The 23,145-nt window shown below is 68.0% G+C and carries 20 protein-coding genes; 13 read left to right on the forward strand and 7 right to left on the reverse strand.

Annotation, left to right across the window (positions count from 1 at the left end; genetic code table 11):
- Nucleotides 1-3 precede the first annotated feature (3 nt).
- The 5 genes from AC5RVG_RS05720 to AC5RVG_RS05740 form a co-directional block, all read right to left on the reverse strand.
- The gene (locus tag AC5RVG_RS05720; RefSeq protein ID WP_494013063.1) at nucleotides 4-1,320 is read right to left on the reverse strand and encodes a GMC family oxidoreductase; all 1,317 of its coding nucleotides are present in this window, start codon (nucleotides 1,318-1,320) and stop codon (nucleotides 4-6) included.
- Nucleotides 1,321-1,343: 23 nt separating this feature from the next.
- Nucleotides 1,344-1,721 carry a hypothetical protein gene (locus AC5RVG_RS05725; RefSeq protein WP_494013064.1) on the reverse strand — a complete coding sequence of 126 codons (378 nt, stop codon included), beginning with the start codon at nucleotides 1,719-1,721 and terminating at the stop codon, nucleotides 1,344-1,346.
- Nucleotides 1,714-2,322, reverse strand: a complete 609-nt coding sequence (locus tag AC5RVG_RS05730) for a gluconate 2-dehydrogenase subunit 3 family protein (RefSeq protein WP_494013065.1) — start codon at nucleotides 2,320-2,322, stop codon at nucleotides 1,714-1,716. Before AC5RVG_RS05730 ends, AC5RVG_RS05725 begins: the two co-directional genes overlap by 8 nt.
- 298 nt (nucleotides 2,323-2,620) lie before the next feature.
- Nucleotides 2,621-2,974: an ArsR/SmtB family transcription factor gene (locus tag AC5RVG_RS05735; RefSeq protein WP_494013066.1), complete on the reverse strand. Its 354-nt coding sequence runs from the start codon at nucleotides 2,972-2,974 to the stop codon at nucleotides 2,621-2,623.
- A 126-nt stretch (nucleotides 2,975-3,100) separates the two neighbouring features.
- Nucleotides 3,101-3,289, reverse strand: coding sequence for a hypothetical protein (locus tag AC5RVG_RS05740; RefSeq protein WP_494013067.1), 189 nt, complete (start codon nucleotides 3,287-3,289; stop codon nucleotides 3,101-3,103).
- A 292-nt stretch (nucleotides 3,290-3,581) separates the two neighbouring features.
- On the opposite strand from AC5RVG_RS05740, the gene AC5RVG_RS05745 reads away from it, so the two are divergent.
- The 12 genes from AC5RVG_RS05745 (at nucleotide 3,582) to AC5RVG_RS05800 (ending at nucleotide 20,733) form a co-directional block, all read left to right on the forward strand.
- Nucleotides 3,582-3,791 (forward strand): hypothetical protein, encoded by a 210-nt coding sequence (locus tag AC5RVG_RS05745; protein ID WP_494013068.1) that lies wholly within the window; start codon nucleotides 3,582-3,584, stop codon nucleotides 3,789-3,791.
- A 463-nt stretch (nucleotides 3,792-4,254) separates the two neighbouring features.
- Nucleotides 4,255-6,540 (forward strand): transglycosylase domain-containing protein, encoded by a 2,286-nt coding sequence (locus AC5RVG_RS05750; protein ID WP_494013069.1) that lies wholly within the window; start codon nucleotides 4,255-4,257, stop codon nucleotides 6,538-6,540.
- Between the two features lie 9 nt (nucleotides 6,541-6,549).
- Complete coding sequence (locus AC5RVG_RS05755; RefSeq protein ID WP_494013070.1) at nucleotides 6,550-8,175, forward strand: hypothetical protein; 1,626 nt, start codon at nucleotides 6,550-6,552, stop codon at nucleotides 8,173-8,175.
- 80 nt (nucleotides 8,176-8,255) lie between these two features.
- A complete protein-coding gene (locus AC5RVG_RS05760) occupies nucleotides 8,256-9,116 on the forward strand; it encodes a thioesterase family protein (RefSeq protein WP_494013071.1) in 861 nt (286 codons plus the stop codon).
- The gene (gene rlmH, locus AC5RVG_RS05765) at nucleotides 9,113-9,580 is read left to right on the forward strand and encodes a 23S rRNA (pseudouridine(1915)-N(3))-methyltransferase RlmH (RefSeq protein WP_494002273.1); all 468 of its coding nucleotides are present in this window, start codon (nucleotides 9,113-9,115) and stop codon (nucleotides 9,578-9,580) included. Before AC5RVG_RS05760 ends, rlmH begins: the two co-directional genes overlap by 4 nt.
- A gap of 2 nt (nucleotides 9,581-9,582) precedes the next feature.
- Entirely contained in the window at nucleotides 9,583-10,203 is a 621-nt protein-coding gene (locus AC5RVG_RS05770; protein ID WP_494013072.1) for a hypothetical protein, read from the forward strand.
- A gap of 101 nt (nucleotides 10,204-10,304) precedes the next feature.
- Entirely contained in the window at nucleotides 10,305-11,021 is a 717-nt protein-coding gene (locus AC5RVG_RS05775; RefSeq protein ID WP_494013073.1) for a YcnI family copper-binding membrane protein, read from the forward strand.
- A 99-nt stretch (nucleotides 11,022-11,120) separates the two neighbouring features.
- Nucleotides 11,121-11,762, forward strand: coding sequence for a DUF4232 domain-containing protein (locus AC5RVG_RS05780; RefSeq protein WP_494013074.1), 642 nt, complete (start codon nucleotides 11,121-11,123; stop codon nucleotides 11,760-11,762).
- A 76-nt stretch (nucleotides 11,763-11,838) separates the two neighbouring features.
- A complete protein-coding gene (locus AC5RVG_RS05785; RefSeq protein ID WP_494013075.1) occupies nucleotides 11,839-16,812 on the forward strand; it encodes an Lhr family helicase in 4,974 nt (1,657 codons plus the stop codon).
- Complete coding sequence (locus tag AC5RVG_RS05790; protein WP_494013076.1) at nucleotides 16,805-17,593, forward strand: Fpg/Nei family DNA glycosylase; 789 nt, start codon at nucleotides 16,805-16,807, stop codon at nucleotides 17,591-17,593. The genes AC5RVG_RS05785 and AC5RVG_RS05790 overlap by 8 nt, the downstream gene beginning before the upstream one ends.
- A gap of 147 nt (nucleotides 17,594-17,740) precedes the next feature.
- Nucleotides 17,741-19,693, forward strand: a complete 1,953-nt coding sequence (locus AC5RVG_RS05795; RefSeq protein WP_494013077.1) for a DUF6541 family protein — start codon at nucleotides 17,741-17,743, stop codon at nucleotides 19,691-19,693.
- 44 nt (nucleotides 19,694-19,737) lie between these two features.
- Nucleotides 19,738-20,733: an RluA family pseudouridine synthase gene (locus tag AC5RVG_RS05800; protein ID WP_494013751.1), complete on the forward strand. Its 996-nt coding sequence runs from the start codon at nucleotides 19,738-19,740 to the stop codon at nucleotides 20,731-20,733.
- A gap of 45 nt (nucleotides 20,734-20,778) precedes the next feature.
- On the opposite strand, the gene AC5RVG_RS05805 is transcribed toward AC5RVG_RS05800, so the two are convergent.
- Nucleotides 20,779-21,258, reverse strand: a complete 480-nt coding sequence (locus AC5RVG_RS05805; RefSeq protein ID WP_494002266.1) for a DUF4383 domain-containing protein — start codon at nucleotides 21,256-21,258, stop codon at nucleotides 20,779-20,781.
- A 327-nt stretch (nucleotides 21,259-21,585) separates the two neighbouring features.
- On the opposite strand from AC5RVG_RS05805, the gene AC5RVG_RS05810 reads away from it, so the two are divergent.
- Nucleotides 21,586-22,629: an SDR family NAD(P)-dependent oxidoreductase gene (locus AC5RVG_RS05810; RefSeq protein WP_494013078.1), complete on the forward strand. Its 1,044-nt coding sequence runs from the start codon at nucleotides 21,586-21,588 to the stop codon at nucleotides 22,627-22,629.
- Here the strand turns inward: AC5RVG_RS05810 and AC5RVG_RS05815 are convergent.
- Complete coding sequence (locus AC5RVG_RS05815) at nucleotides 22,626-22,973, reverse strand: hypothetical protein (protein ID WP_494002264.1); 348 nt, start codon at nucleotides 22,971-22,973, stop codon at nucleotides 22,626-22,628. The two genes, AC5RVG_RS05810 and AC5RVG_RS05815, sit on opposite strands and share 4 nt — an antisense overlap.
- Nucleotides 22,974-23,145 lie beyond the last annotated feature (172 nt).

Here is a 23,145-nt window from a genome sequence, read left to right on the forward strand (position 1 = left end):
CTTTCAGCGATGAGGAACCTCGGCGCGCGCTTTCGCCCCGGTCTCCGCCCGAAGATGATCAGCCGCCATGTAAGCCAGCGCATAGATCGTCAACGTGGGGTTATAGGCGCCGTAGGTGGGAAACTGTCCTCCGCCGAGAACTAAGAGGTTGGGCACGGAGTGGCATTGGCCGTAGCGATCCACGACCGAGGTGCCCGGATCGTCGCCCATTCGGTGGGTACCTACCTCGTGGGTGGACACGTGGTAAGGCGGCGCGGTCGGCGCCTCCCACCACTCAAGCATTCCCATCTCACGTGCGATTTCACGCTTCTTGCCTTGCATAAACTGCACGTCCTGTTCGTCGCGCGACGTCCAGTCATGGGTGATCCGTAGCGCCGGCTGACCGAACGCGTCCTTAACCTTCGGATCCAGATCGCAGCAGAAGTCTTCACGTGGGAAGGTCGCGGTCTGGTGGTACATGCTGAAAGTACGCCGGTAGTTGTCCCGCATCCAGTCCTTGAACCCCTGCCCGAATTTCGGTGCCGAATCCGGCATATTCCGGGTGGCTTCCACCGGCTGAACATCCCCGCCAAAGCCAATAATCGGGCTGCCCCAGACCGCGCCGTCACCGGATACGAGCTCCGAGGTGTAGTCATCGATCACGCTGGTCGCAACCGCGGGACCGGCAAACGGGTTAGTCCAGTCCGGAAGAGTGCCGGTGAACCAGCCGTAGTTATGTGTCATGAAGTACTTGCCGACGACGCCGTTCCCGTCGATGCCCGAAGCCAACAGCAGCCGGGTGTTCTCCAAGGCGTATGCCGAGAGCACTACGTAGTCGGCGTCGAGTTCTCGTTCCTGTTCCCGCACGAGATCGATGTATCGCACACCGGAGGCCCTCCCGGTCGCATCCCGCTTCACCTCGAAAACACGCGAGTACGGGCGGATCTCGAGGTTGCCCGTTTCGAGAGCCTGCGGAAGGAGGGCGACCGCACTGCTCGACTTGGCGCCAACGTGGCAGGGGTAGTCCCGACAGAATCCGCAGTACACGCAAGCGCTTCTTCCCTGGTACTCCACGGAGTTCACCGCTGCCGGAGCAGGGAAGGGGTGAAGGCCAAGCCGCTTCGCTGCCTCCGAGAATGGTTTGTCACCCGCCGTCATCCGCAGCGGCGGCATGGGATAGTCACGCTTCCGCGGCGGTTCAAACGGGTTCCCACCCTCCTGAATCTCCCCGTCGAGGTTACCTGCCTTGCCCGCGACTCCGATCTCGTACTCGGCCCGCTCGTAATACGGTTCGAGTTCGTCGTACCCCATCGGCCAGTCAACAATGGCGGTGTCCGCCACTGCTTCCGCGCCTAAACGCTCGCTCAGCGTAGTCCGCAGGCGCAGCTCCGCATCGCGGAACCGCCAAGCCCACGCGGCCCAGTGGATCGTTCCCCCGCCACCCCGATGGAGGGAGGCACAAACAAAGGACCGAGAGCGAGTGGTCCGACCGACCACGGCAAAACGCTTGCGGTTCCCTCCCTGTTGGGCCGCCACGTCACGGGGTCGCTGCCCATGTTGGGGGAAATTTCCTGCCGGACGAAGTACCGCAACTCGTCGTGCTTGACCTCGACATCTTCATCCACATAGCGCGGACCCTTGTCGAGGGCAACAACCCTCATGCCGGCCTGAGCCATCTCTTTCGCCATTACCCCGCCGGCTGCACCAAGGCCGACAATCACGATGTCCACATGCTCAGCCATGGTCCGGCTCTCCTTTACGCTGCTCTCGCTCATGCCGCAGGTCCTGAAGGGTTACGACGGGCAGGGCCGCGGCGTCGAATCCGTAGTCCATCTCGTCTTCGCCGTATCCCCAATGGGCGCCCGGAAATCCAACTAATCGCCAACCGACGGCGTTCCTGTTGCCCCCGTAGACGGGGTCTCCAAATGTCCCCTCGACCACGTGCTGCCTCACTACGGCGAAAAAATACGGCAGCAATCCGAGGTCGGGCCTCTCCGCCCCGTCGGATTCCGCACGTTCGGCGCCCACCGCACTGTCCAGCCCACTTCCTGCAAGCTGTTCCAGGACGGAGTTCTGCTCTCCCTCGTCAAGCTCGACGAACGTACGCCCCTGTCGCTGGACGCAACTCTCGTCAAGGGCTGCGAGGCCGGCACGGTACAACCGCTGCAGTTTCCCGTAAGGCCCCGCAAGAGCGCGGTCGATATAGATAACCGCTCCCGCTTCCTGGGCCCCTGGATCTTCCTCTGATCCCGGTATTATCAGTCCTGCCAGCGCATCGAGGGTCTCCGCCTCATGCCTGTTGAGGAAGGTAACCGCGCCCCGAGATCCATCCTTCGCGTCCATAGAACGCCTCCTTCGGCGTCGCCCGCGTCAAATCGCGAGATGCGCCGACGCTCCGGTTGCCTCAGCGCCACCAGGGAAGACCCGGACGAAGGTTTGCGCCGTTGCAAAAATATCCCCGCAACTGCGCACCTATCGGTATGTTCAGAATTTTCCACCCCGTAATTACCCAGTGTCAACGGGAGTGCCTTGCCCAATAAAAGATGCCCGTGGCGGCTTGAAGGACGGCGTAACGGCGCCTCCGTCGGGTGGTGCTGCCGGTTCGGCACGCTGGATGTCGGAGCCCGGCCGATACCTGCCCTCAGTCCTTCTCGGGCTGCCCGGGCGTGGCGTGGCCAGCGTGACTGATGGCTTCCTGAATCAACCGATTCAGGTGGTTGTCGCTTATCGAATAAATGACTTTGCGCCCTTCCTTGCGGGCACTGACCAGGCCGCTGAGGCGCAGCTTCGCCAAGTGCTGACTCACGATGGTGCGGGCAGAACCGGTCGCCTCAACCAGCTCCGCGACACCCGCCGGTCCGGCGGTCAGGACCAACAGCAGGTGCAATCGCGTGGGTTCTCCAAGCAGCCGCAGCGTCTCAGCGGCACCCTCAAGCTGGTGCCGGTTTAGTGCGATCGGGTGCCCGTGACTCGATGCCCGGACGGAGTCGATCATGGTGCTTGTTTCCTCAACACGTACCGGAGGGGCCAGGCCCGCGGGTTGTCGGCGCGAGCGGTCGCCGTAGCCCTGTCCTGCCGTTACCTCGGCTGCCCGCCGGTCCCGCAGCGTGCCGCAGGTTCTCTAGGAGGAGTCGCCGGCTCCTTCGTCCTTGACGGGGTTGCGGGATTCGTCGTCCCGGTCGGCGTCCTCGGCGACGGCGTTGGCAATAAGGTCCATGCGGTCGGCCGGGGTAAGCCGGTCATCCTGCTGATACTCTTCGATGTTTTCGCTGACGGCGTCTTCGCCGCCGGGCTGAACGTTTTCCGTCATTACTGCTCCTGATCCGGAGATACTTTGTTTAGCTGATTTACCAGGTGTTCGTCAGGGGCCCCGGAGCACGCCCGCAACGAAGGCGTCGATGTCCAGCGCTCTTTTCAAACGCCCTCATCCAACCCGTAGCACGGCTCCTTATCACTGTCGCCGATCCGGCACACGTCCACAACCCCTCGGGCGCGGCCAACCCGACCCTCACGGGGCCTTGGTCTCGCTGAACATCCTGCCGCTGCTCCACGTGAGGCGTAGCCTTAATCCATGCACCTTCTCTGGCTTCGGAGGTAAGAGAATGGCCACCCCTGCCAAGGCTTTGAAGCCCACCGCCATCGGCCGGGTCGTCTCAGTGACCACGGCCAACGGGGACGAGCATGTCGGCGTCCTGACCGCATTCCACCGAAGGCAGCACAGCGAGGATTTCCTGGTCTATCTTCAGGGAGTTCCGCAACCGGTCCCGGTACCCGCCGAAGGGTCGGCCGTGGTTCACCAGCGCGTGCTCTAGCGCGTGCTTTCATGCCGCAGATGGTGCCCGGGCGGGGTGCCATCTTTAGTGCCATGCAGCGGTCCTGTCAATGCTTTCAGGCGCAATCCGGCCTTTCACATCCATCACAAAAATGCCGCCCATGTCACATTTCGACAGCTATCGAAAAGCGCCGGAAAAAGAGGTTGAGTCGTGGAATTTTAGCCGTACGCTAAGACCACCTCACAAGTCGCGGCGGCTGACGAAAGCCGCCTCCTTGAGGTAATTCGTCTGCAGGTTTTCCCTGTGGTGGCGTCGGGGGACGTCCAGGGCCTGCTGAGGGGGACGGGGGCTACGGGTGAACCAAGAGGATCGTGATCCGGCGGGCAGCGCAACCAGCGGCGCCCCGATAACGGCTGCCGGTCACACACCGGCTCCGGCGGGCCCAAGCGCCGCCCACCTGCGGAGAAAAACGCGGCGGTGGTGGCCCCGGCGGCGGGAAACCGTGGGGCTGGATGAGTTGCTGCGGCCTGCGGCCCGGCCGGAGCGCCGGCAGGGCACCCTGATCCGCGTGGCCGGATGGGCCGGTGCGGTCGCCGTCGTCGCGCTCAGCGCCGGATCCCTGGTAGCGCCGGGGGCCATCGCCTTCTCTGCTGCCACGGATTCCGTGCTGGACCTGTGGGAAGGCCTGCCCGCCGAGCTTCCACTGGACACCGCCTTGCCGCAACATACGGTCCTGCTCGACAAGGACGGCAAGGAATTCGCCCGCTTCTACAGCGAAAACCGGATTGACGTGGACCTGGATCAGGTCTCGCCGGCGTTTTTGGACACGCTGCTGTCCACCGAGGACTCCCGGTTTTACGAACATCACGGCGTGGACCCCATGGGCGTCACCCGCGCGATGGTGAGCAACTCGGTGGGCGGCGAGCGCCAGGGCGGCTCCACCATCACCCAGCAGTTGGTACAGAACATCCTCGTCAACAATGCCCGGGATGAAACCGAGAAGTCGGTGGCGGTGGGCGAAACCTACAACGCCAAGATCCGCGAGGCCAAGTACGCCGTCCAGCTGGAAAAGCGCCTGGATAAGGACCAGATCCTGAACATGTATGTCAACGCCGTCTATTTCGGCAACCGCGCGTACGGCATCCAGGCGGCGGCGCGCATCTATTTCAATACGACGGCGGCCAAGCTCACCCTGCCCCAGTCGGCCCTGCTCGTCGGACTGCTCAAGGGACCGGTCTACTACGATCCGATGAAATACCCGGATCGAGCGCTCAGCCGCCGCAACACCGTGCTCAATGTGCTCGAGCGTCATGGCGCGATAACGGCGAACGAAGCTGCGGCGGCCCGCGGCAGCGGGCTCGGCCTCGACCCGGGATCTGTGCCCTCGGGCTGCGGCGGCTCCGAGTACCCGTTCTACTGCGATCTGGTCAGGGATGAAATTCTTACCGATCCTGCCTTCGGCAAGACCCAGGAAGAACGCGGGGACCGGCTCTCGCGCGGCGGCATGACGCTGACCACGGCCCTGGACCGCAAGGCCCTCGACGCGGCCGAAAAGGCCGTGCACAAAGCGATGGGCAACAAGAACCGCGCGGCGCTGGGCACCGCCGTCGTCGAACCCGGCACCGGGCATGTCACGGCGGTGGCACAGAACCGGTCCTGGGGCGAAGGCAAGGGCAAGACCGAGGTGGTCTTCGCCGACAGTGCCTTCCAGGTGGGGTCGGCGATGAAGCCGATCGTGCTCGCCACGGCGCTGTCCCAGGGGATTTCACCGCGCCAAAAGCTGCTGGCCAACGGCCCCTATTACTCCTCGCTGGATAATCCGCCCGGTGGTTTCCACAACTACGGCTACGAGAATTACGGCTCTATCGACGCCTACCAGGCCGTGCGCGCTTCGGTGAATATCTACTTCGTGCGGTTGATCGAGCGCACGGGCGTGAAGGAAGTCGCCGAGTTCGCGGAAACCCTGGGCATCACCTCGATCCCCGTAGATAAGCTGCACGGCCGGGAGGCATCGCTGGCGCTCGGCTCCTACGAGATTTCCCCGCTTGAGATGGCCAACGCCTACTCCACCTTCGTCAGCGGCGGGGTGCTGTGCCGGCCGGTCACCATCACCGCAGCCATCCGCAGCGATACCGGGGAGAAGCTCCCGGTTCCCGCCTCAAACTGCCACCAGGCCATCGCCCCTTCGGTGGCGGCCACGGTAGCGGACGCGCTGACCGAACCGTTCCACCCGGCGGGCACGCTGGGCGCCCTGGGCATGCCGAAGGGCCGCCAGGCCGGAGCCAAGACGGGTACCACGAACGACTTCGCCGCGAATTGGATCGTGGGCGTTACCCCGCAGTATGCGACGGCGGTGTGGCTCGGCGACCCCCGCGGCGGGGCCCAGCACCCGTTGAAGACGGTGCATGCCTACGGCAAAACCTTCTACGACCTCACCGGCTCCGAACTGGCCGGCCCCGTATGGAAGGACACCATGGAAGGCCTGCACAAGGGCCTGCCCGCCGAGCCGATGCCCGAGGCCGACCCGCTGACCACCAGCGTTAAAACGTCCCGGTCCATGCCCGACCTCCGCGGACTGGGCGTAAACGAGGCCATCACGGTGCTGCTGCGCAACAACCTGGTGCCCGTGGTCGGGCAGGAAACGGCCAAACCGGACGCGCGGGTGGATCAAAACGTGGTGACCGCGCAGTCGGCACCGCCGGGCAGCAGGCTGACCTTCCGCCAGGAAGTGACCATCACGCTCAGCGCCGGCAGCAACACTGCCATCACGGTCCCCGACGGGTTGTAAGGAGTCCCGGTGTCCATCTTCGAGAAACATCCGGCCCTTGCCCTGGCCACCGGTGCGCTGTGCCTGGCGTCCCTCACCGCGTCGGGGCTGGTGGCCCTGCAGGCATCGGGGCTGCCAATGTTCTTCGCGCAGGAACAGGCCGCGGCGGTGGCCGAGCCTGCCACACCGGTGGCAATCAGCGCGGTGCTCACGGACAGCCCGGCCTCCATTTCCTTGACCGGGCTGCTGGCCGAACCGCCCGGAAAGTGGAAGCCGGAGGGTCCGGTGGAGCGCGGAGCGGCGCTGCCGGTGCCCTACGCATGCGATATCGGCGCGGCGCCCTCGGTGGCTTTGTCCCGTTCCTTCAGGGTGCGCGGCGAGAGGGTGCAGGTGCTCGCCGCCGCCTACACCGCCGGCCTCGGCGCCGAAGCCATGGACGAGCTGGCGGACAACGCGGCCAACTGCGCCGGGGCGGCGATTGCTGTCCGGAGCGAGGAACTGGACGGCCCCGGCGTCCAGGCCCACCGGATCTACGCGGCCAAGAACGGCCACGGCACCATGCAGGTGCTCACCTTCCGGCGCGGGGACGTGCTGGCCTTCGTGACGGGAAAGGCAGCCGCACCGCTGCAGAAACTGGCCAGGCAACTGGACAAGAAGCTCGCGGCCGCGCTCGCCGACGTCTGCGCAGACCAGGAATCCAAAGCCGGCGACGCTGCCCGCTCCCCTTGGTCGACCGCCGGCTACAAGCCGTTCACGATCACCCGAACGGTATCCATCCCCGCCGTTCCGCTGCCGAAGGCCCCGGCCGACGCCGACTACGAAACCGTGTCCTTCCCGGCACCGGACCTGAAGGTCAGGCCGGCCAATCCGGCGGCCCTACCGGCCTACCCGGTCTGGCCGCCGATGCCGGACGCCCGGGAGTTCCCCCGGCCGCCCAAGAGCCCCGCGAACGAGCCCGCGAGGTCGGCGAAGGTCCATCTGCTGACGGAGGACGCCGCCGGGCCGGGCTGCGGCTGGGAGTTCACCGGCATGTCACCGGTGCCTTTCGACGCCAGGGACGCAGCCGCCGCCAACCGGGAACGTGTCCAGGCCGCAGAGTCGAGACTCGCCGCCGGCGCCAGGAAATGGCAACAGGCCGTGCTGAACTACTGGGCCGCCTACAACCACTACCGGACGGACGTGCAGGAGTACAAGGACTACGCCGCCGCGGTGGCCAAGGTGAACAAGGAGTGGGACAAGATCGCGGCACAGTGGAATGACTACTGGGCCGAATACGCCGTCTACCAGCAGGCCCTGGCGGAGCGATCGGCATTCTTCACCCAGCGGGATAATGCACGGGCCGGCTACCGGAACGCCGTGGCGCAGTGCGAAGCGGACAACCGGAACGCGGAGCAGGAGTACAAAAACGCGCGGCAGGAGTACAAGAAGGCGCTGGAAGATTACCGGAAGGCGGTGGAAGCAGCCGAAGAAAACCAGGGCGACGAAGACGAGGAGGAAGAGCAGCCGGAGCCGCCCAGTCCGCCCCGGGAGCCCTCACGGCCAGAGCCGGCGGATTGTGACGCGATAGGCCAGCCGGCCATCTTGGATTGGGCGCCGCCGGCCAAGCCGGTTGCCCCGACGCCCCCGCCCGATCCCCGCCCTGTCGGAGAACGGTGACCCCGGCAGCGGCCGTTTGCCGGCGTGGGGCCCGTGGTGCGGGAGGCGGGGCTGCCGCGCGCTTTGGCTAGAGTGGGGGCATGGTTGAATCCACCGCCACCGCGGCCACCGCCGGCATTGCCGCCACCGAACACCTCGGCGCCGATGGAGGTACAGTTCCGGATGCTTACTACGTGCGCCTGGACGGCGGACGATTCCAATCCACGCTGCATTCCCAAGGAGCCTGGAACGACCACGAACAGCACATGGCACCGGCTTCCGGCCTGATCGTGCACGAGCTGCTGCGCAACCATCCCCGCCCCGAGATGGTGATGAGCCGGATCAATTTCGAGATCCTGGGCATCATCCACGGCGGCGAGTTCGAGGTCCAGACCCGGGTCCTGCGGCCGGGCAAGACGATTGAGCTCTTGGAGGCCACTTTCACCGCGCAAGGCCGCACGGCCATCCGCGCCCAGGCCTGGCGCCTGCTCACCGGTGATACCGCTGCCGTCGCCGGCACCTTCAGCGGGCCCCTTCCCGGACCCGCCGGCTGCCCCCCGGCGCCCATGACCAGCGTCTGGGACGGCGGCTTCATCCGGTCCACGGAGTTCCGCACCGCGGCGGACCTCGGTCCCGGCAACCGGACCGTCTGGGCGCGCACCTTGCACCCGTTGGTTCAGGGCGAGGACAGCCACCCGCTGGCGCGCTTCGTCAGCATCGTGGACACCGCCAACGGCATCGCGGTGCGGCAGGATCCGCGCGAGTACATGTTCCCCAACCTTGACCTGACCATCCACCTGTTCCGCCAGCCGCAGGGCGAGTGGACGGGCCTGGACACCCGCGTGAGCTTTGGCGACGACGGCGTCGGCCTGACGGACACCGAACTGTTCGACGAACAGGGTCCGGTGGGCCGCGCCGCCCAGATCCTGACCGTCCGGAAATTCCCCGGATCAGCCGGATGACCCTGCGCATCCTGACCATCGGCCGCAAACACGAGTCGTGGGTGGCGGAAGGAATCGACCGCTACGAGAAGCGGATGAAGAAGCCCTTCGACGTCAGCTGGCAGCCGATCCCCCATTCCTCCCGGGAGCATGACGCCGCGCGCAAGGAAGAATCCGAAACCCTGCTCGCCAAACTCAGCGGCAAGTACGCCAACGACTTCGTGGTGCTGCTGGACGAACGCGGCAAGAACATCGATTCGCCCACCCTCGCGCGCACCCTCCAGCAGCCGCTGGACAGCTCCCGCAACGTCACCTTGATCATCGGCGGGGCGTACGGGGTGGACGACTCGATCCACCAGCGGGCCGACTTCGTCTGGTCCCTTTCCAAATTGGTCTTCCCGCACCAGCTGGTCCGGCTGATCCTCATGGAGCAGCTCTACCGCGCCCAGGAGATCGCCGGCGGGCGTCCCTACCACCATGAATGATCTTGGGTAGCGCGCTGCGATTCGGGCGGTCCGCGGCAGTCGCCGCCGCTGTCTTCAGCGTAGCCGCCGGCGCGCACACTGCGGCCGGAGGAACCCTGCCACCCGCCGCCGTCGTCCTGGCGCTGGGCGCGCTGACATGGTTGCCGGTGATGATCCTGGCCGGGCGGAAACTCCAACTGGTGACGATCCTTGCGGTACTGGCCGTCGGACAGCTCGCACTGCACCAAGCCTTTGAACTTCTCGCAGCCGTCCGCTGCGCGCCGGACCCATACTCTGACGGACACGCCGTACACGTGGGCCATGCGGGCCACGCCGGATCCACTGCCGTGGCACTCGACTGTGCGGCCACATCCCACGCCGGGAGTTCGCCTGCCATGCTCGCCGCCCATGTGCTGGCCACAGCACTGACCGCGCTCATGTTGGCGCGCGGCGAGGCTGCGCTGTGGAGCCTGGCCGCTTGGCTGCGTCCGCTGGTCCGCCAGTCGACCGTGACGGCGCTGCCGCCCGCCGGCGTCGCCCTTGCCGCCAAGCAAGATCCGTTGCCTCTCCTAACCCAGTACCTGGTCACACTCGTGCCGCTGCGGGGACCGCCGGTGCCGGCGAGCTTCCAAAACCGGACCTAACCCAAGTCCTAAACATCATCGATTCCCCGGCCCTGCGCCGCGACGGGCCGCTATGGCCTTGCTACGCGGACCGCGGCCCAGCGCCTCCCGAAAGGCATTCTGTGACTACCATTCACCGCACTACCCTTCGCTCTTTACTGGCCGTCGGAGCCACGGCTGGCCTGTTGGCTGTTGGCGCCGGAGCAGCCTCCGCCCACGTGGGCGTCACCCCCGAGGACAACGCCGCCGGCAGCAGCTCCGTGCTGACGTTCTCCTTCTCCCATGGATGTGAGGGTTCACCGACCACGAAGATTGCTATCTCGCTGCCCGAGCAGCTGGCCGACGCCACGCCCACCGTGCACCCCAACTGGGACGTTGAGAAGGTGACCGAAACCCTCGATGCCCCCATAACCTTGGACAGCGGGGCCACCATCACCGAGCGGGTCAGCCAGATTGTTTACACGGCCAAGGAACCGGTGGCCGACGGGCTGCGCGACGCGCTGCAGCTCCAAATGCTGCTGCCCGATGCCCCCGGCGAGAGCCTGGCCTTCCCCACGCTGCAGACCTGCGAGAAGGGCGAGATCAACTGGGCAGAGCTCCCCGCGGAGGGCCAAGATCCCCATGACCTGGACTCCCCGGCTCCGTCGTTCGTGATCGGCGAAGCATCCGCCAACAGCCACGGAGGGCACGACGACGACGGCGCGGCTCCGGATGCCGGGGCGGCCGGGGCAGCGGGCAACGGCGCGGCGACGGTGGCAGGCTGGACCGGGCTCGGGGCCGGCGTGCTGGGCCTGGCCGCCGGCGTGACCGCGCTGGTCCGCACACGCAAGAGGCCCTGACCCACAAGCTGCTCCCGGCGGGCGGCCCGCCTGAAGGCGGCCGTCCGCCGGCTGGAGTCCCAAGCCGGAGGGCGGCTGGCGAGGGTGTTTAATATGACCATGATGAATCGTTTCTGGGCGCGCCCGGCCGCCGCGGCCCTGTTCGTTGGATCCGCCCTGCTGCTGGCCGGATGCGGGCAACCGGCTCAGGAACCCGGCACCGCAGCTGCGTCGTCCGCCCCCGCGGCCAGCGCGCCGTCGTCGTCCCCCGCACCCGCCCCGGAGACGGGAAGCGCGGGGAGCGCCACCGCGTCCCCGGAGGCCGGCGGCGGCGCCGCGGACGGTTCCTGCCGCACCGACCAGTTGGAAGCGGCCATTCAAACCAAACCCGGCGCCGGGGCCGCCGGCAGCGTCTACCGCACGCTGGTACTGACGAACACCGGCACCGGGTCCTGCACGCTCCAGGGGTACCCCGGCGTCTCCTACGTCGACGCCGACGGCGCACAGGTGGGCGCGCCGGCCGAACGGGACCCGGCGGCAGCGGCGGCGGCCGTCACGCTGGAGCCGGGCGGAACCGCCGAGGCGCAGCTGCAGCAGACCAACGCGCAGAACTACGGCGAGGAATGCGGACTCACGGATGTGGCGGGGGTCAGGGTCTACCCGCCGAACCAAAAGGAATCGCTCGTCGCGAAGCAGGAGACGGTCGGCTGCTCGGACTCCTCCGTGGTGCTGATGACCGTGGGCACCTTCCAGGCCCCGTAGCCGCCTGCCCGCTCCCCGGACTGCACACCGGGAACTGCACAGCGTCGGTGCCGGCCGCTAGGCTCAAGACATCGGTATGACGACGTCTGTGCTCGAACGCTTCAGCCCGGCCACCCGCGAGTGGTTCGCCGGCGCCTTCGCCGCGCCCACCAACGCACAGGCCGGTGCGTGGAACGCCATTTCCGCCGGCTCCCATGCCCTCGTGGTGGCGCCCACGGGTTCCGGCAAGACCCTGGCGGCCTTCCTCTGGGCGCTGGACACGTTCATCTCCCGCGCACAGACTCAGGCCGAACCTCCCGCCGCTGTGCCGGAAGCGGCGCCCAAGCGGGGACGCTCCGCCCGCGAGGAGTCCGGCGGCACCCGGGTGCTGTACATCTCGCCGCTCAAGGCCTTGGGTGTGGACGTGGAGCGGAACCTGCGCGCGCCGCTGATCGGCATCACCCAGACCGCCAAACGGCTTGACCTGCCTGCCCCGTCCATCACCGTCGGCGTCCGTTCCGGCGACACTCCGGCCAATGAACGGCGCCGGTTGCTCACCCACCCGCCGGACATCCTGATCACCACGCCGGAATCGCTGTTCCTGATGCTGACCTCCAGGGCGCGGGAAACCCTGGCGTCGGTGGACACCGTGATCATTGATGAAGTCCACGCCGTGGCCGGGACCAAACGCGGCGCCCACCTGGCTGTCACCCTGGAACGGCTGGACGCCCTGCTGCAGCGGCCCGCCCAGCGGATCGGCCTCTCCGCGACCGTCGAGCCGCTGGATACCGTGGCCCGGTTCCTGGGCGGCAATTCCCCGGTGGAGATTGTCGCCCCTCCCGCCCGGAAGTCATGGGACCTGACGGTCACGGTGCCCGTGGAGGACATGACCGCGCTGGCCTCGCCCAGCCAGGAGGAACTGGGCGCCGGCGCGCAGCCCGCGTCCATCTGGCCGCACGTCGAAGAGAAGATCGTGGACTTGATCGCCGAAAACCGGTCCACCATCGTCTTCGCCAACTCGCGCCGGTTGGCGGAGAGGCTCACCGCCCGGTTCAACGAAATCTGGACCGAACGCGAGTCCCTCCCGCTGTCCGGCGAGGACGTCTGGGGCACCGCCGCCGCCCATGACGACGCTGCCGAGAACGCTCCCGGTCCGGGGCCCGGCTCGGGTTCCGGTTCCGGTTCGGGTTCAGCTTCCGGTTCCGGTTCCCGCACGCAGACCAAGCCGCCGGCCCAGATCATGGCCCAGGCCGGTTCGGCCTCCGGCGCGGATGCCGTCCTCGCCCGAGCCCACCACGGCTCGGTCAGCAAGGAGGCGCGCGCGCAGATCGAGGACGACCTGAAGTCCGGACGCCTGCGCTGCGTGGTCGCGACCTCGAGCCTGGAGCTGGGCATCGACATGGGTGCCGTGGACCTGGTGGTGCAGGTGGAATCCCCGCAGTCCGTGGCCAGCGGCCTGCAGCGGGTAGGGCGTGCCGGGCACCAGGTCGGCGAGGTGTCCCAAGGCGTGCTGTTTCCCAAGCATCGCCAGGACCTGGTCAATACCACGGTGACGGTCGAGCGGATGCTTGCCGGCCGCATCGAGCCCCTGTATATCCCCGCCAATCCCTTGGACATCCTCGCCCAGCAGACCGTGGCCGCCACCGCCCTCGGCGCCGTCGACGTGGAGGAATGGTTCGACGTCGTGCGCAGGTCCGCGCCCTTCGCCACGCTGCCGCATTCCGCCTACGAGGCCACCCTGGACCTGCTGGCCGGGCGCTACCCCAGCGACGAATTCGCTGAACTGCGCCCGCGGATCGTTTGGGACCGGGTCGCCGGGACCATCACCGGCCGGCCCGGCGCGCAGCGGCTGGCCGTGACCTCCGGCGGAACCATCCCGGACCGCGGGCTGTTCGGCGTCTACCTGGTGGGCTCCGAGGACGCGAAGAACAGCGGCGGCCGCCGGGTGGGCGAGCTGGACGAAGAAATGGTCTACGAATCCCGCGTGGGCGACGTCTTCGCGCTGGGCGCCACCAGCTGGCGGATCGAAGACATCACCCACGACCGCGTCCTCGTCTCCCCCGCTTTCGGGCAGCCGGGCAAGCTGCCGTTCTGGAAGGGCGATTCACTGGGCAGGCCGGTGGAGCTCGGGCGGGCGCTGGGCCGCTTCGTCCGGGAAGTGTCCGGCACGGCCGAGGAGCCGGCACGCGAGCGGCTGGCCGCCGCCGGGCTGGACGATTGGGCAGCGGGGAACCTGCTGGCCTACCTGGCCGAGCAGCAGCAGGCCACCAACGATGTTCCCAGCGACCGCACCCTGGTGGTGGAGCGCTTCCACGACGAGCTCGGCGACTGGCGCGTGGTGCTGCACAGCCCGTTCGGCATGCCCGTCCACGCGCCCTGGGCGCTGGCGGTCGGCGCCCGGTTGCATCAGAGGTACGGGCTGGACGGTTCCGCCATGGCCGCCGACGACGGAATCGTGCTGCGCGTGCCCATGATGGAAGAAGAGCCGCCCGGCGCCGAATTGTTCCTCTTCGACCCCGAGGAACTGGACCAGATCGTCACCGCGGAGGTGGGCGGTTCCGCGCTCTTCGCCTCCCGCTTCCGCGAATGCGCCGCCCGCGCCCTGCTCCTGCCGCGCAAGAATCCGGGCAAGCGCAGCCCGCTCTGGCAGCAGCGCCAGCGCTCCGCCCAGCTGCTGGATGTGGCGCGCAAGTACCCGACGTTCCCGATCATCCTCGAGACGGTGCGCGAATGCCTCCAGGACGTCTACGACCTGCCCGCGCTCAAGGAGATTGCCGCCGGGATCGAGCGCCGGGAGTTGCGCCTGGTGGAAACCACCACCCAGCAGCCGTCGCCGTTCGCCCGCTCGCTGCTCTTCGGCTACGTGGCCAGCTTCCTGTACGAAGGCGACTCCCCGCTGGCCGAGCGCCGGGCCGCGGCCCTGTCGCTGGACCCGGGCCTGCTCAACGACCTGCTCGGCCGGGCCGAACTGCGTGAGTTGCTGGACGAAGGGATCATCGCCCAAACCGAGCAGGAGCTGCAGCGGCTGACCGAGGACCGCAAGGTGCGGGGCGCGGAGGGCATCGCCGACTTGCTGCGGCTGCTGGGACCGCTGACGACGGCGGAGATCGCAGCCCGCGTCCGGCCCGCCGAACCGGCGAGCGGACCCGTGAATGCGCCGATGGACGGACCGGCGGATGGGCCGACGGATGCCTCGGTCGACGGACCCGTTCCCGCCGGCTCCGCGCCCGTCGGGATTGCCGACGTCGAACCCTTGGTCGCCGAGCTGGCGAGGGCCAACCGCGCCCTGAAGGTGGGCGTCGCCGGCGGCGAACGCTGGGCGGCGGTGGAAGACGCGGCCCGGCTGCGCGATGCCCTCGGCGTGCCGCTGCCCGTGGGCGTGCCGCTGGCGTTCATCGAGCCGGTGGCCGACCCGCTCGGCGACCTGGTCAGCCGCTTCGCCCGCACTCATGGCCCGTTCACCGCCGCCGAATGTGCCAGGCGGCTGGGCCTGGGCACCGCCGTGGTGCACACCGCGCTGCAACGGTTGCTCAAGGACGGCCGCGTGGTCGAAGGCGAGTTCCGGCCCGGCGGCGCATCGCCAGCTGAGGAGGGCGGAGCCCACGGCACGGCCGACGTGGCTTCTCCGGCCCCGACGGATCAGCGCCAGACCGAATGGTGCGACGTCGAGGTGCTGCGCAAGATCCGCCGCCGGTCGTTGGCCGCCCTGCGCAAGGAAGTCGAACCGGTGGATCCTGCCACCTATGGCCGGTTCCTGCCGACCTGGCAGAACGTCGGGGCGAAGCTGCGCGGCCTGGACGGCGTAGTCACGGTGGTGGACCAACTGTCCGGGGTACCCATCCCGGCGTCGGCGTGGGAACCCCTCATCCTGGCGTCCCGCGTGAGCGACTACGCCCCAGCCATGCTGGACGAGCTGACCGCCACGGGCGAAATCCTGATCTCCGGCGCCGGGTCGATGCCCGGCAACGACGGCTGGATCAGCCTGCATCTGGCCGACGCCGCGCACCTGACGCTGAATCCCCAGCCGGATTTCGAACCCAGCGTGCTGCAATACGAACTGCTCAACGCGCTCTCCGGGACCGGGGGCTACGGCGGCGCCTACTTCTTCCGGCAGCTCACCGACCTGCTCGCGGCCAGCGGCACCCAACCCGGGGACAACGCCGTCGGCAGCGCGCTGTGGGACCTGCTGTGGGCCGGGCGGATCACCAACGACACGTTCGCCCCGGTGCGTTCGCTGCTGGCCGGCGGGACCACCTCGCACCGGCAGCGCAACGCACCGCCGCGGGCACGCTCGGCGCGGCTGGGCCGGCTCGGACGCCTGCCCGGACTGCACGGGACCGGCCTGCAACCCGGCGGCGCCGGGGCGGGTCCCGGCAAGGGTCCCGGCCAGCCGCGCACCTCGCCACCGACCGTCGCGGGGCGCTGGTCGCTGCTGCCGGCGCCGGAGACCGACCCCACCGTGCGCGCACATGCCACCGCCGAACTGCTGTTGGACCGCTACGGCGTGGTCACCCGCGGCTCGGTGGCCGCCGAGTCGATCCCGGGCGGGTTCGGGCTGATGTACAAGGTGCTGGGCAAACTGGAGGAAACCGGCCGCTGCCGCCGCGGTTACTTCATCGAACACCTCGGGGCGGCCCAGTTCGCCGTCTCCCCCACCGTTGACCGGCTGCGCTCCTTCAGCCGCGATGCGCAGCTGGGTGAGCAGGCGCCGTCGGCCGTGGCCCTTGCTGCGACCGATCCGGCCAACCCCTATGGGGCCGCCCTGCCCTGGCCCCCGCAGGACTCCGGCCACCGGCCCGGCCGCAAGGCGGGCGCGCTGGTTGTCCTGGTGGACGGAGAGCTTGCGCTCTACGCGGAACGCGGCGGCAAGACGCTGCTGGCCTTCACCGAGGACGAGGAGGCGCTGGCGTTGTGTGCCCGGGCCCTGGTGCAGGTGATCCGTCGCGGTGCCGCGGACAAGATGGCCGTGGAAAAGGTCAATGGCTCCGGAATTTTGGACACGCCGCTGGCCCATGCGCTGATGGATGCCGGCTTCTATTCCACCCCGCGGGGATTGAGGTTCCGTGCCTGAAGGGGACACCATCTGGCGTGCCGCCCGGCGCTTGCATGCGGCGCTGGCCGGGCAAGAGCTCGCCGGCAGCGACTTCCGGGTGCCGCGCTACGCCACGCTGGACCTGTCCGGGCAGACCGTGGACGAAGTCCGCTCCCGCGGCAAGCACCTGCTGATGCGGATCGGTGCGCTGACGGTGCACTCGCATCTGGGCATGGACGGCAGCTGGCAGATCTACCAACCCGGCGAGCGCTGGCGCAAACCCGCCTTCCAGGCCCGCCTCATCCTCTCCACCGGCACGACGACGGCGGTTGGCTTCGCGCTGGCCGCGCTGGACGTGGTGCCGCGGACCGAGGAAGACACGCTGGTGGGGCATCTCGGTCCCGACCTGCTCGGGCCGGACTGGGACGAGGCGGAGGCGCTGCGGCGGCTGCGGCAGGAACCGGACCGCCCGATCGGACTGGCCCTGCTGGACCAGCGCAACCTCGCCGGGATCGGCAACGTCTACCGCTGCGAGGTCTGTTTCATTGCCCGGGTGCACCCGTCCACCCCTGTGGGCCAGGTGCCGGATCTCCCTGCCATGGTGTTGAAGTCCAAGCAACTGCTGGAGGTCAACAAGGATCGCGGCAGCCGCAGCACCACCGCGTCGCCCGCCCGCCGCGAATCGTTCTGGGTCTACGGGCGGGCCGGCCGGCCGTGCGGCCGCTGCGGCACCCCGATTGTCCACGACCAGCAAGGCAATACCGACGCCGACCAGCGCGACGTCTACTTCTGCCCGCACTGCCAACCGCTGGCTCCCTGACGCGCGGGGCGTTTGCCCGACACACCCCCGCCGCCCCCGGTCCAGGGGGCCGCCCTCCGCCTGCCACAGGCCCCCCCGTGGCCTGCTCCGACGGCGGCCGGGCGGCACAAACCGTAATATGGTGACGATGACCGACGAAGGGGGCCCATGAGCTGGCTGCAGACGATTCCGGCCGCGCTGTTGGCCATCGTCCTCGTCTTCGGACCCGGCCTGCTCTGGGGTGCAGTGCTCGGCCTGCGCCGGTTGTCCCTGGTCGCACTGGCCGGCCCGTTCGGTGTCACCGCCATCGTGGTCGCCGCCGAGCTTGGCCGCCTGGTCGGGCTGGATTGGGCCTGGCCGCAACTTCTGGCGGTGACCGTGCTCGTGGCCGTCCTGCTCTGGCTGCTCCGCCGCCGCGTCGGCCACCGCCTGCACCGCGATCCCGAAGCCCCGGACCGGCCGGCGCCCTGGCGGTCGGTCGTGCTGGCCTGGGCGGTGTCGGCCGTGCCGCTGGCGGCCGCCATGCTCTGGATCTTCGGCGCCCCGGACAACATCGCGCAGTCGCACGACAACATCTTTCACCTCAACGCGCTGCGCTACATCTCCGACTCGGGCAACGCCTCCTCGCTGACGCTGGGCTATCTTGGCACCACGGACCGGGGCACCTTCTACCCGGCGGGCTGGCACGACGTGGTCTCCCTGGTGATGATCACCGCGGGGCTGCAGCCCGCGGCCGCCATCAACATCACCAACCTGGTGCTGATCACCGGGATCTGGAGCAGCGGCTGCCTGTTCCTGGTCAGCCGGATCACCGGTGAACGCACCATGCCGCTGCTGGTCGCCGCGGTGCTCTCGCTCGCCTACAGCAGCTTCCCCTACCTTCTGCTGGAGTTCGGCGTCGTCTATCCGTTCATGCTCTCCATCGCCATGCTTCCGGCCGCGCTGGGGGTGGTGCTGCAACTGCTCCGGGTGGGCGTGCACACGCGTGTGTCAACGGAAGGCAACGTGCTGCTGCTGGTCGGGCTGTTGCCGGGCATGGCGTTGTCCCATCCCGCCACCATCATGGGACTCCTGGCGCTCTCGGTGCCGCCGGTCTTCGCGGCCGCCCACCCGGCGCTGCGCTCCGGAGAACAACGACGACGGCGGCGCGCCCTGGCGGGCACCGTCGCCTATCTGGTGGTGCTGGCCGCGCTCTGGATGACGCTCCGGCCCGCCCGCAGCAGCAGCACCAACTGGGACAACCTGGGCAGTGCCGCCGAGGCCCTGGCCGACGTGGTGCTGCATTCGCCGCTCGAGCGCCCCATCTCCATCCTGGCGACCGTCCTGACGATCGTGGGCGCCGCGGTCGTCTTCAATCTCCGCAAAAACCGCTTCGCGCTGGCAATGTACGCTATCGCGGCTGCCCTCTACGTGATCGGCAACTGGCACCAGATGCCGGGCCTGCGCTGGTGGGTGACCGGTATCTGGTACAACGACTTCTTCCGCATCAGCGCCATGCTTCCGGTGGCCGGACTGTTGATCGCAGCCATCGGCGGCGTCGCACTGGCCGGGACTGCGCGCTCCTTCTTCCGGGCCACGCTGGTTCGTCGCGAGAAGAAGCCGCCGTCGTGGTTCCGGCCGGCCGCCACCGGGCTGCTGGTGGTCGCCAGTTTGGCAGTGGTGCCGCTGTTTGCCGTGCAGCGGGGCATTTCCGAGGCCGCCGCCAAGTACCGGTTCACGGACAGCTCCCACCTGCTCACCGCGGACGAGCTCGCGTTGATCAAGCGGATTCCCGCCCACGTTCCGGAAGGCGCGGTCATCGCCGGCAACCCGCTCACCGGCGCCTCGCTGTCCTACGCCTACACCGGGCGTCCCGCGCTGGTCCCGTCGGGAGTCACGTCCCCGCGGGTGGACGGCAAGCTCATCATGGACAAACTGGATCAGATGAAGACGGATCCGGCGGTGTGCGCCGCCGTCGAGGCCCAGAACGTGCAGTTCGTGCTCGACTTCGGAGACCACTCGGTGCACCCCGGCGAGAGGACCTCGGTGCCGGGCCTGCAGGAGCTGACCGAGGCCAACGGGTTCGAGCTGGTGGACTCCGAGGGCGAAGCAAAGCTTTACCGGGTCACCGGCTGTCCCTGAGCGTTGCGGTTGCGGGTGGTGCCACCCGGTACCCTTGATGGGTGATGGAATCCCCGCTACCGGTGCGTGACGGCGTCAACGCCACCCGCCTGCGCCTCCCCGGGGAGGGGCCGTGGGAAACGGCGCTGGACTACATGCTGCACCGGTGGGGCCATGTGGATCCCGACGGCATCAGGGACCGCTTCGACCGCGGCGAGATCGTCGGCGAAGGCGGAGCCGTGCTGGACCGGACCACGCCGCTGGATGCCCACACGTTCATTTGGTACTACCGGACCTTGCCGCGGGAGAAGCGGCTGCCGGTGGAGACCAGCATTCTCCACCAGGACGCGAACATCCTGGTGGTGGACAAGCCCCATTTCCTTCCGACCACCCCCGGCGGAACCTTCATCCAGGAGTCGGCGCTGGTCCGGCTGCGCCGCCAACTGGATATCCCGGATCTGATTCCCATGCACCGGCTGGACCGCCTCACCGCCGGAGTGCTGCTCTTCTCCACTAATCCCGCCACCCGCGGCAAGTACCAGGTGCTCTTCGAGAAACGCTTGGTGCAGAAGGAATATGAGGCCATCGCACCGGTGGATCCGCGGCTGCAGTTCCCGCACACGGTGCGGAACCGCATGGTCAAGTCCCGCACCTACCTGCTGGCCGAGGTCGTCGAGGGAGAGCCCAACGCGGAGACCCGGATCGAGTTGCTGGAACAGCGCGGACGGCTGGGCCGCTACAAACTGGAACCGCATACTGGGAAGACCCACCAGCTGCGCGTGCACCTGGCGTCGTTGGGCATCGGGATCCTACACGACCCGTTCTACCCGGTGCTGCTGGACCAGGCTCCTGACGACTTCGAGCGTCCCCTGCAATTACTGGCCCGCGGTATCTCCTTCACCGACCCGATCAGCGGACGACCGGTGGAATACCGCAGCCAACTGGAACTGTCCGAATGGGCAGCGCCAGCCGAATGGGCAGCACGACGCGAAGGGGCAGCAGATAGCGCCGCCGGAGCAATTGCTGCCGGCGGCGCGTTCGCCCCTGCCCGGCAGGCCTAGCGGACTACGGGATTCGGGCCTGGCGGACTACGGGATTCGGCCGCTTCAGGCCCGGCCGGCAGCGGTTCCGCGGGCGCTGGTGTCCCGCCGGCGGTCGAGCAGCAGGCCCAGGGCGATCATGACCACGCCCAGGACGAAATGCAGCCAGTTGTCTGCGGTGTTCAACGGCACGAAGTTGGCTGCGCTCTGCTGGTCAATAAACAGGCCGTACAGCCAGAGGACCAGATAGACCGCGCCGCCCCAGATCATGAAGTTCCGGGCACCGGACACAGTCCTCGCGAGCGCGAATGCTGCCACGCCGTACAGGAGGTGGACGATGTTGTGCAGAATCGAAACTTGGAACACGCCCATCAGCATGGCTTCGGACTGGTGTCCCGCGAATGACATCTGGTCATAGTTTGAGGTGATTCCCGGAATGAAGCCCAAGAGCCCGATCAACAGAAAAACGGCACCGAAGACCATTGCCGCCGTCTGGAGCGGGGTCCGTCCGGTGCTTCGGGCCTGGACGTTGCCTTCTCTTGCCATGGCGATCTTCCCCTCTGACGCCTTGGCAGGTGCGTGCCCCGACGCCGTTCGATATGGACCCTGATCAAAACACTCTACAATAAGCTTGCTTACTAGTTAAGCCCCCGCAGCCAGCCTCAGCCGAATTCGGCTGCCTTTCCTGCGGATAATCCGCTGCCTATGCTGCGGATATAGCCAGGTGCGGCAGCTCCTGCCGCCGCTGTTCCGGACCGGCGGGCCGTCACACGGCAGGGCCACTGCCGGTTTAAGGTCCCGCCGCCTAGCCAGGCCCGGGGTAGCGGTCTACGCTGATGCCACGTCCGCCAGAGGGCCAGGCGAGGAGAAGCATTGGCAGAGCAATCACCCCGTAGCCGGGCAACCGGCCGGTCCACCGATCAGACCACCGGCCCGGTCACCGTGATCACCGGAGCCTCCAGCGGAATCGGCAGGGCGACAGCCCGGATCCTGGCCAAGCGCGGAGCTGCCCTGGTGCTGGCGGCGCGCAGCGCCTCCAGCCTCGACGAGGCGGCGGCCGAGTGCTCAAGGCTGGGTGCACAGGCCATCGCGGTGCCCACCGACATCACGGATGAGGGCGGCTCCGAGAGGCTGGTTCAAGCTGCGCTGGACCGGTTCGGGCGGATCGATGTGTGGATCGGGGCTGCGTCCGTTTATGGCTACGGCACGTTCGAACAAACACCGGCCGACGTGTTCCGGAAGATAGTCGAGACGAACCTGCTAAGCCAGGCCGACAGCATTCGGGCCGTGCTGCCGCAATTCCGACGGCAGCGGCGTGGAGTCCTGATCCTCGTCGGCTCGGTCTACTCCAAGATCAGCACGCCCTACGTGTCCGCGTATGTGGCCGGCAATGCCGGGCTGCTGGGGCTGGCCAACGCGCTGCGACAGGAACTGCTCGACGAGAAGAACATCCACGTTTGCACCGTCCTGCCCGCCACCGTCGACACTCCGATCTTCCAGCACGCGGCCAACTACACCGGCCGCAGCGTCCACCCCCTCCCTCCGGTCGTCAGCCCGTACCGGGTGGCCAGGGTCATCGCCCGGATGGCCTCAAAGCCCCGCCGCCAGGTGGTGGTGGGCCGGCTCCAGCACGTATTCATTCCGTTCCAGCGCTGGTTCCCGGGCCTGCACGACCGCGTATCGGGGCCACTCATGGACACCCTGGCACTTCGGGGACAGGGCGTCGCGCCATCGGCGGGGACTGTTTTCGCCCCGGATCCGCCGTCGAACAAAGTCAGCGGGAACTGGCGTTCGGGACGCGCCCGTGTGTTGGCCGGCGGACTGGCAGGCCTGGCGGTGGCCGGTTACCGAAGGACGCGGAAGCGGCGGCACCCGCGCGCCGGGCTCCGCGGAACCCGCAAGCGGCGACGCCCTTAGACCGGGCGCCGCGCCCAGGCGACCAGCCAGCAGGCCTCGACCACGGCGTCGAGAAGATAGATCCTACTGATCCGTCCGGGCACCGCGGTGAGGATGTCGACGGCCGCAAAGGTGGCAGCCGCCCCCATGCCGATCCGCCGGGCAGCGGCTGTGCCGTCGGAAGTCCCGGCGCCCCTGATCTGCGCATGGCCCGCCGCGATCATCAGGCCGCCGACAGTCTTGACCAGCCAAGGCTCCGCTTTCGGCCCGGTCACCGCTTCGAAGCTGCGGTAGTGCAGCAGCGGCCACACCCCGAAGGCCACGTTGAACACGCCGTGGGCGACGGCCAAACCTGCCTGGCGCATACGGAACACCTCTCGCCGTCGTCGGAGTGGATCTGGGCGGTGTGCCTGCGGCAATTGTGCCGCAGGGGACTATGAAAATCCACGCTTCGCCGCCGTGACCCGCGTGCTGCCGGAGGACTGGCTTCAATCGAAGTCCGGGCACCCCGCTGCCGGTCACTAAGGTTGCTTATTA

It is taken from the genome of Arthrobacter senegalensis (assembly GCF_059091765.1).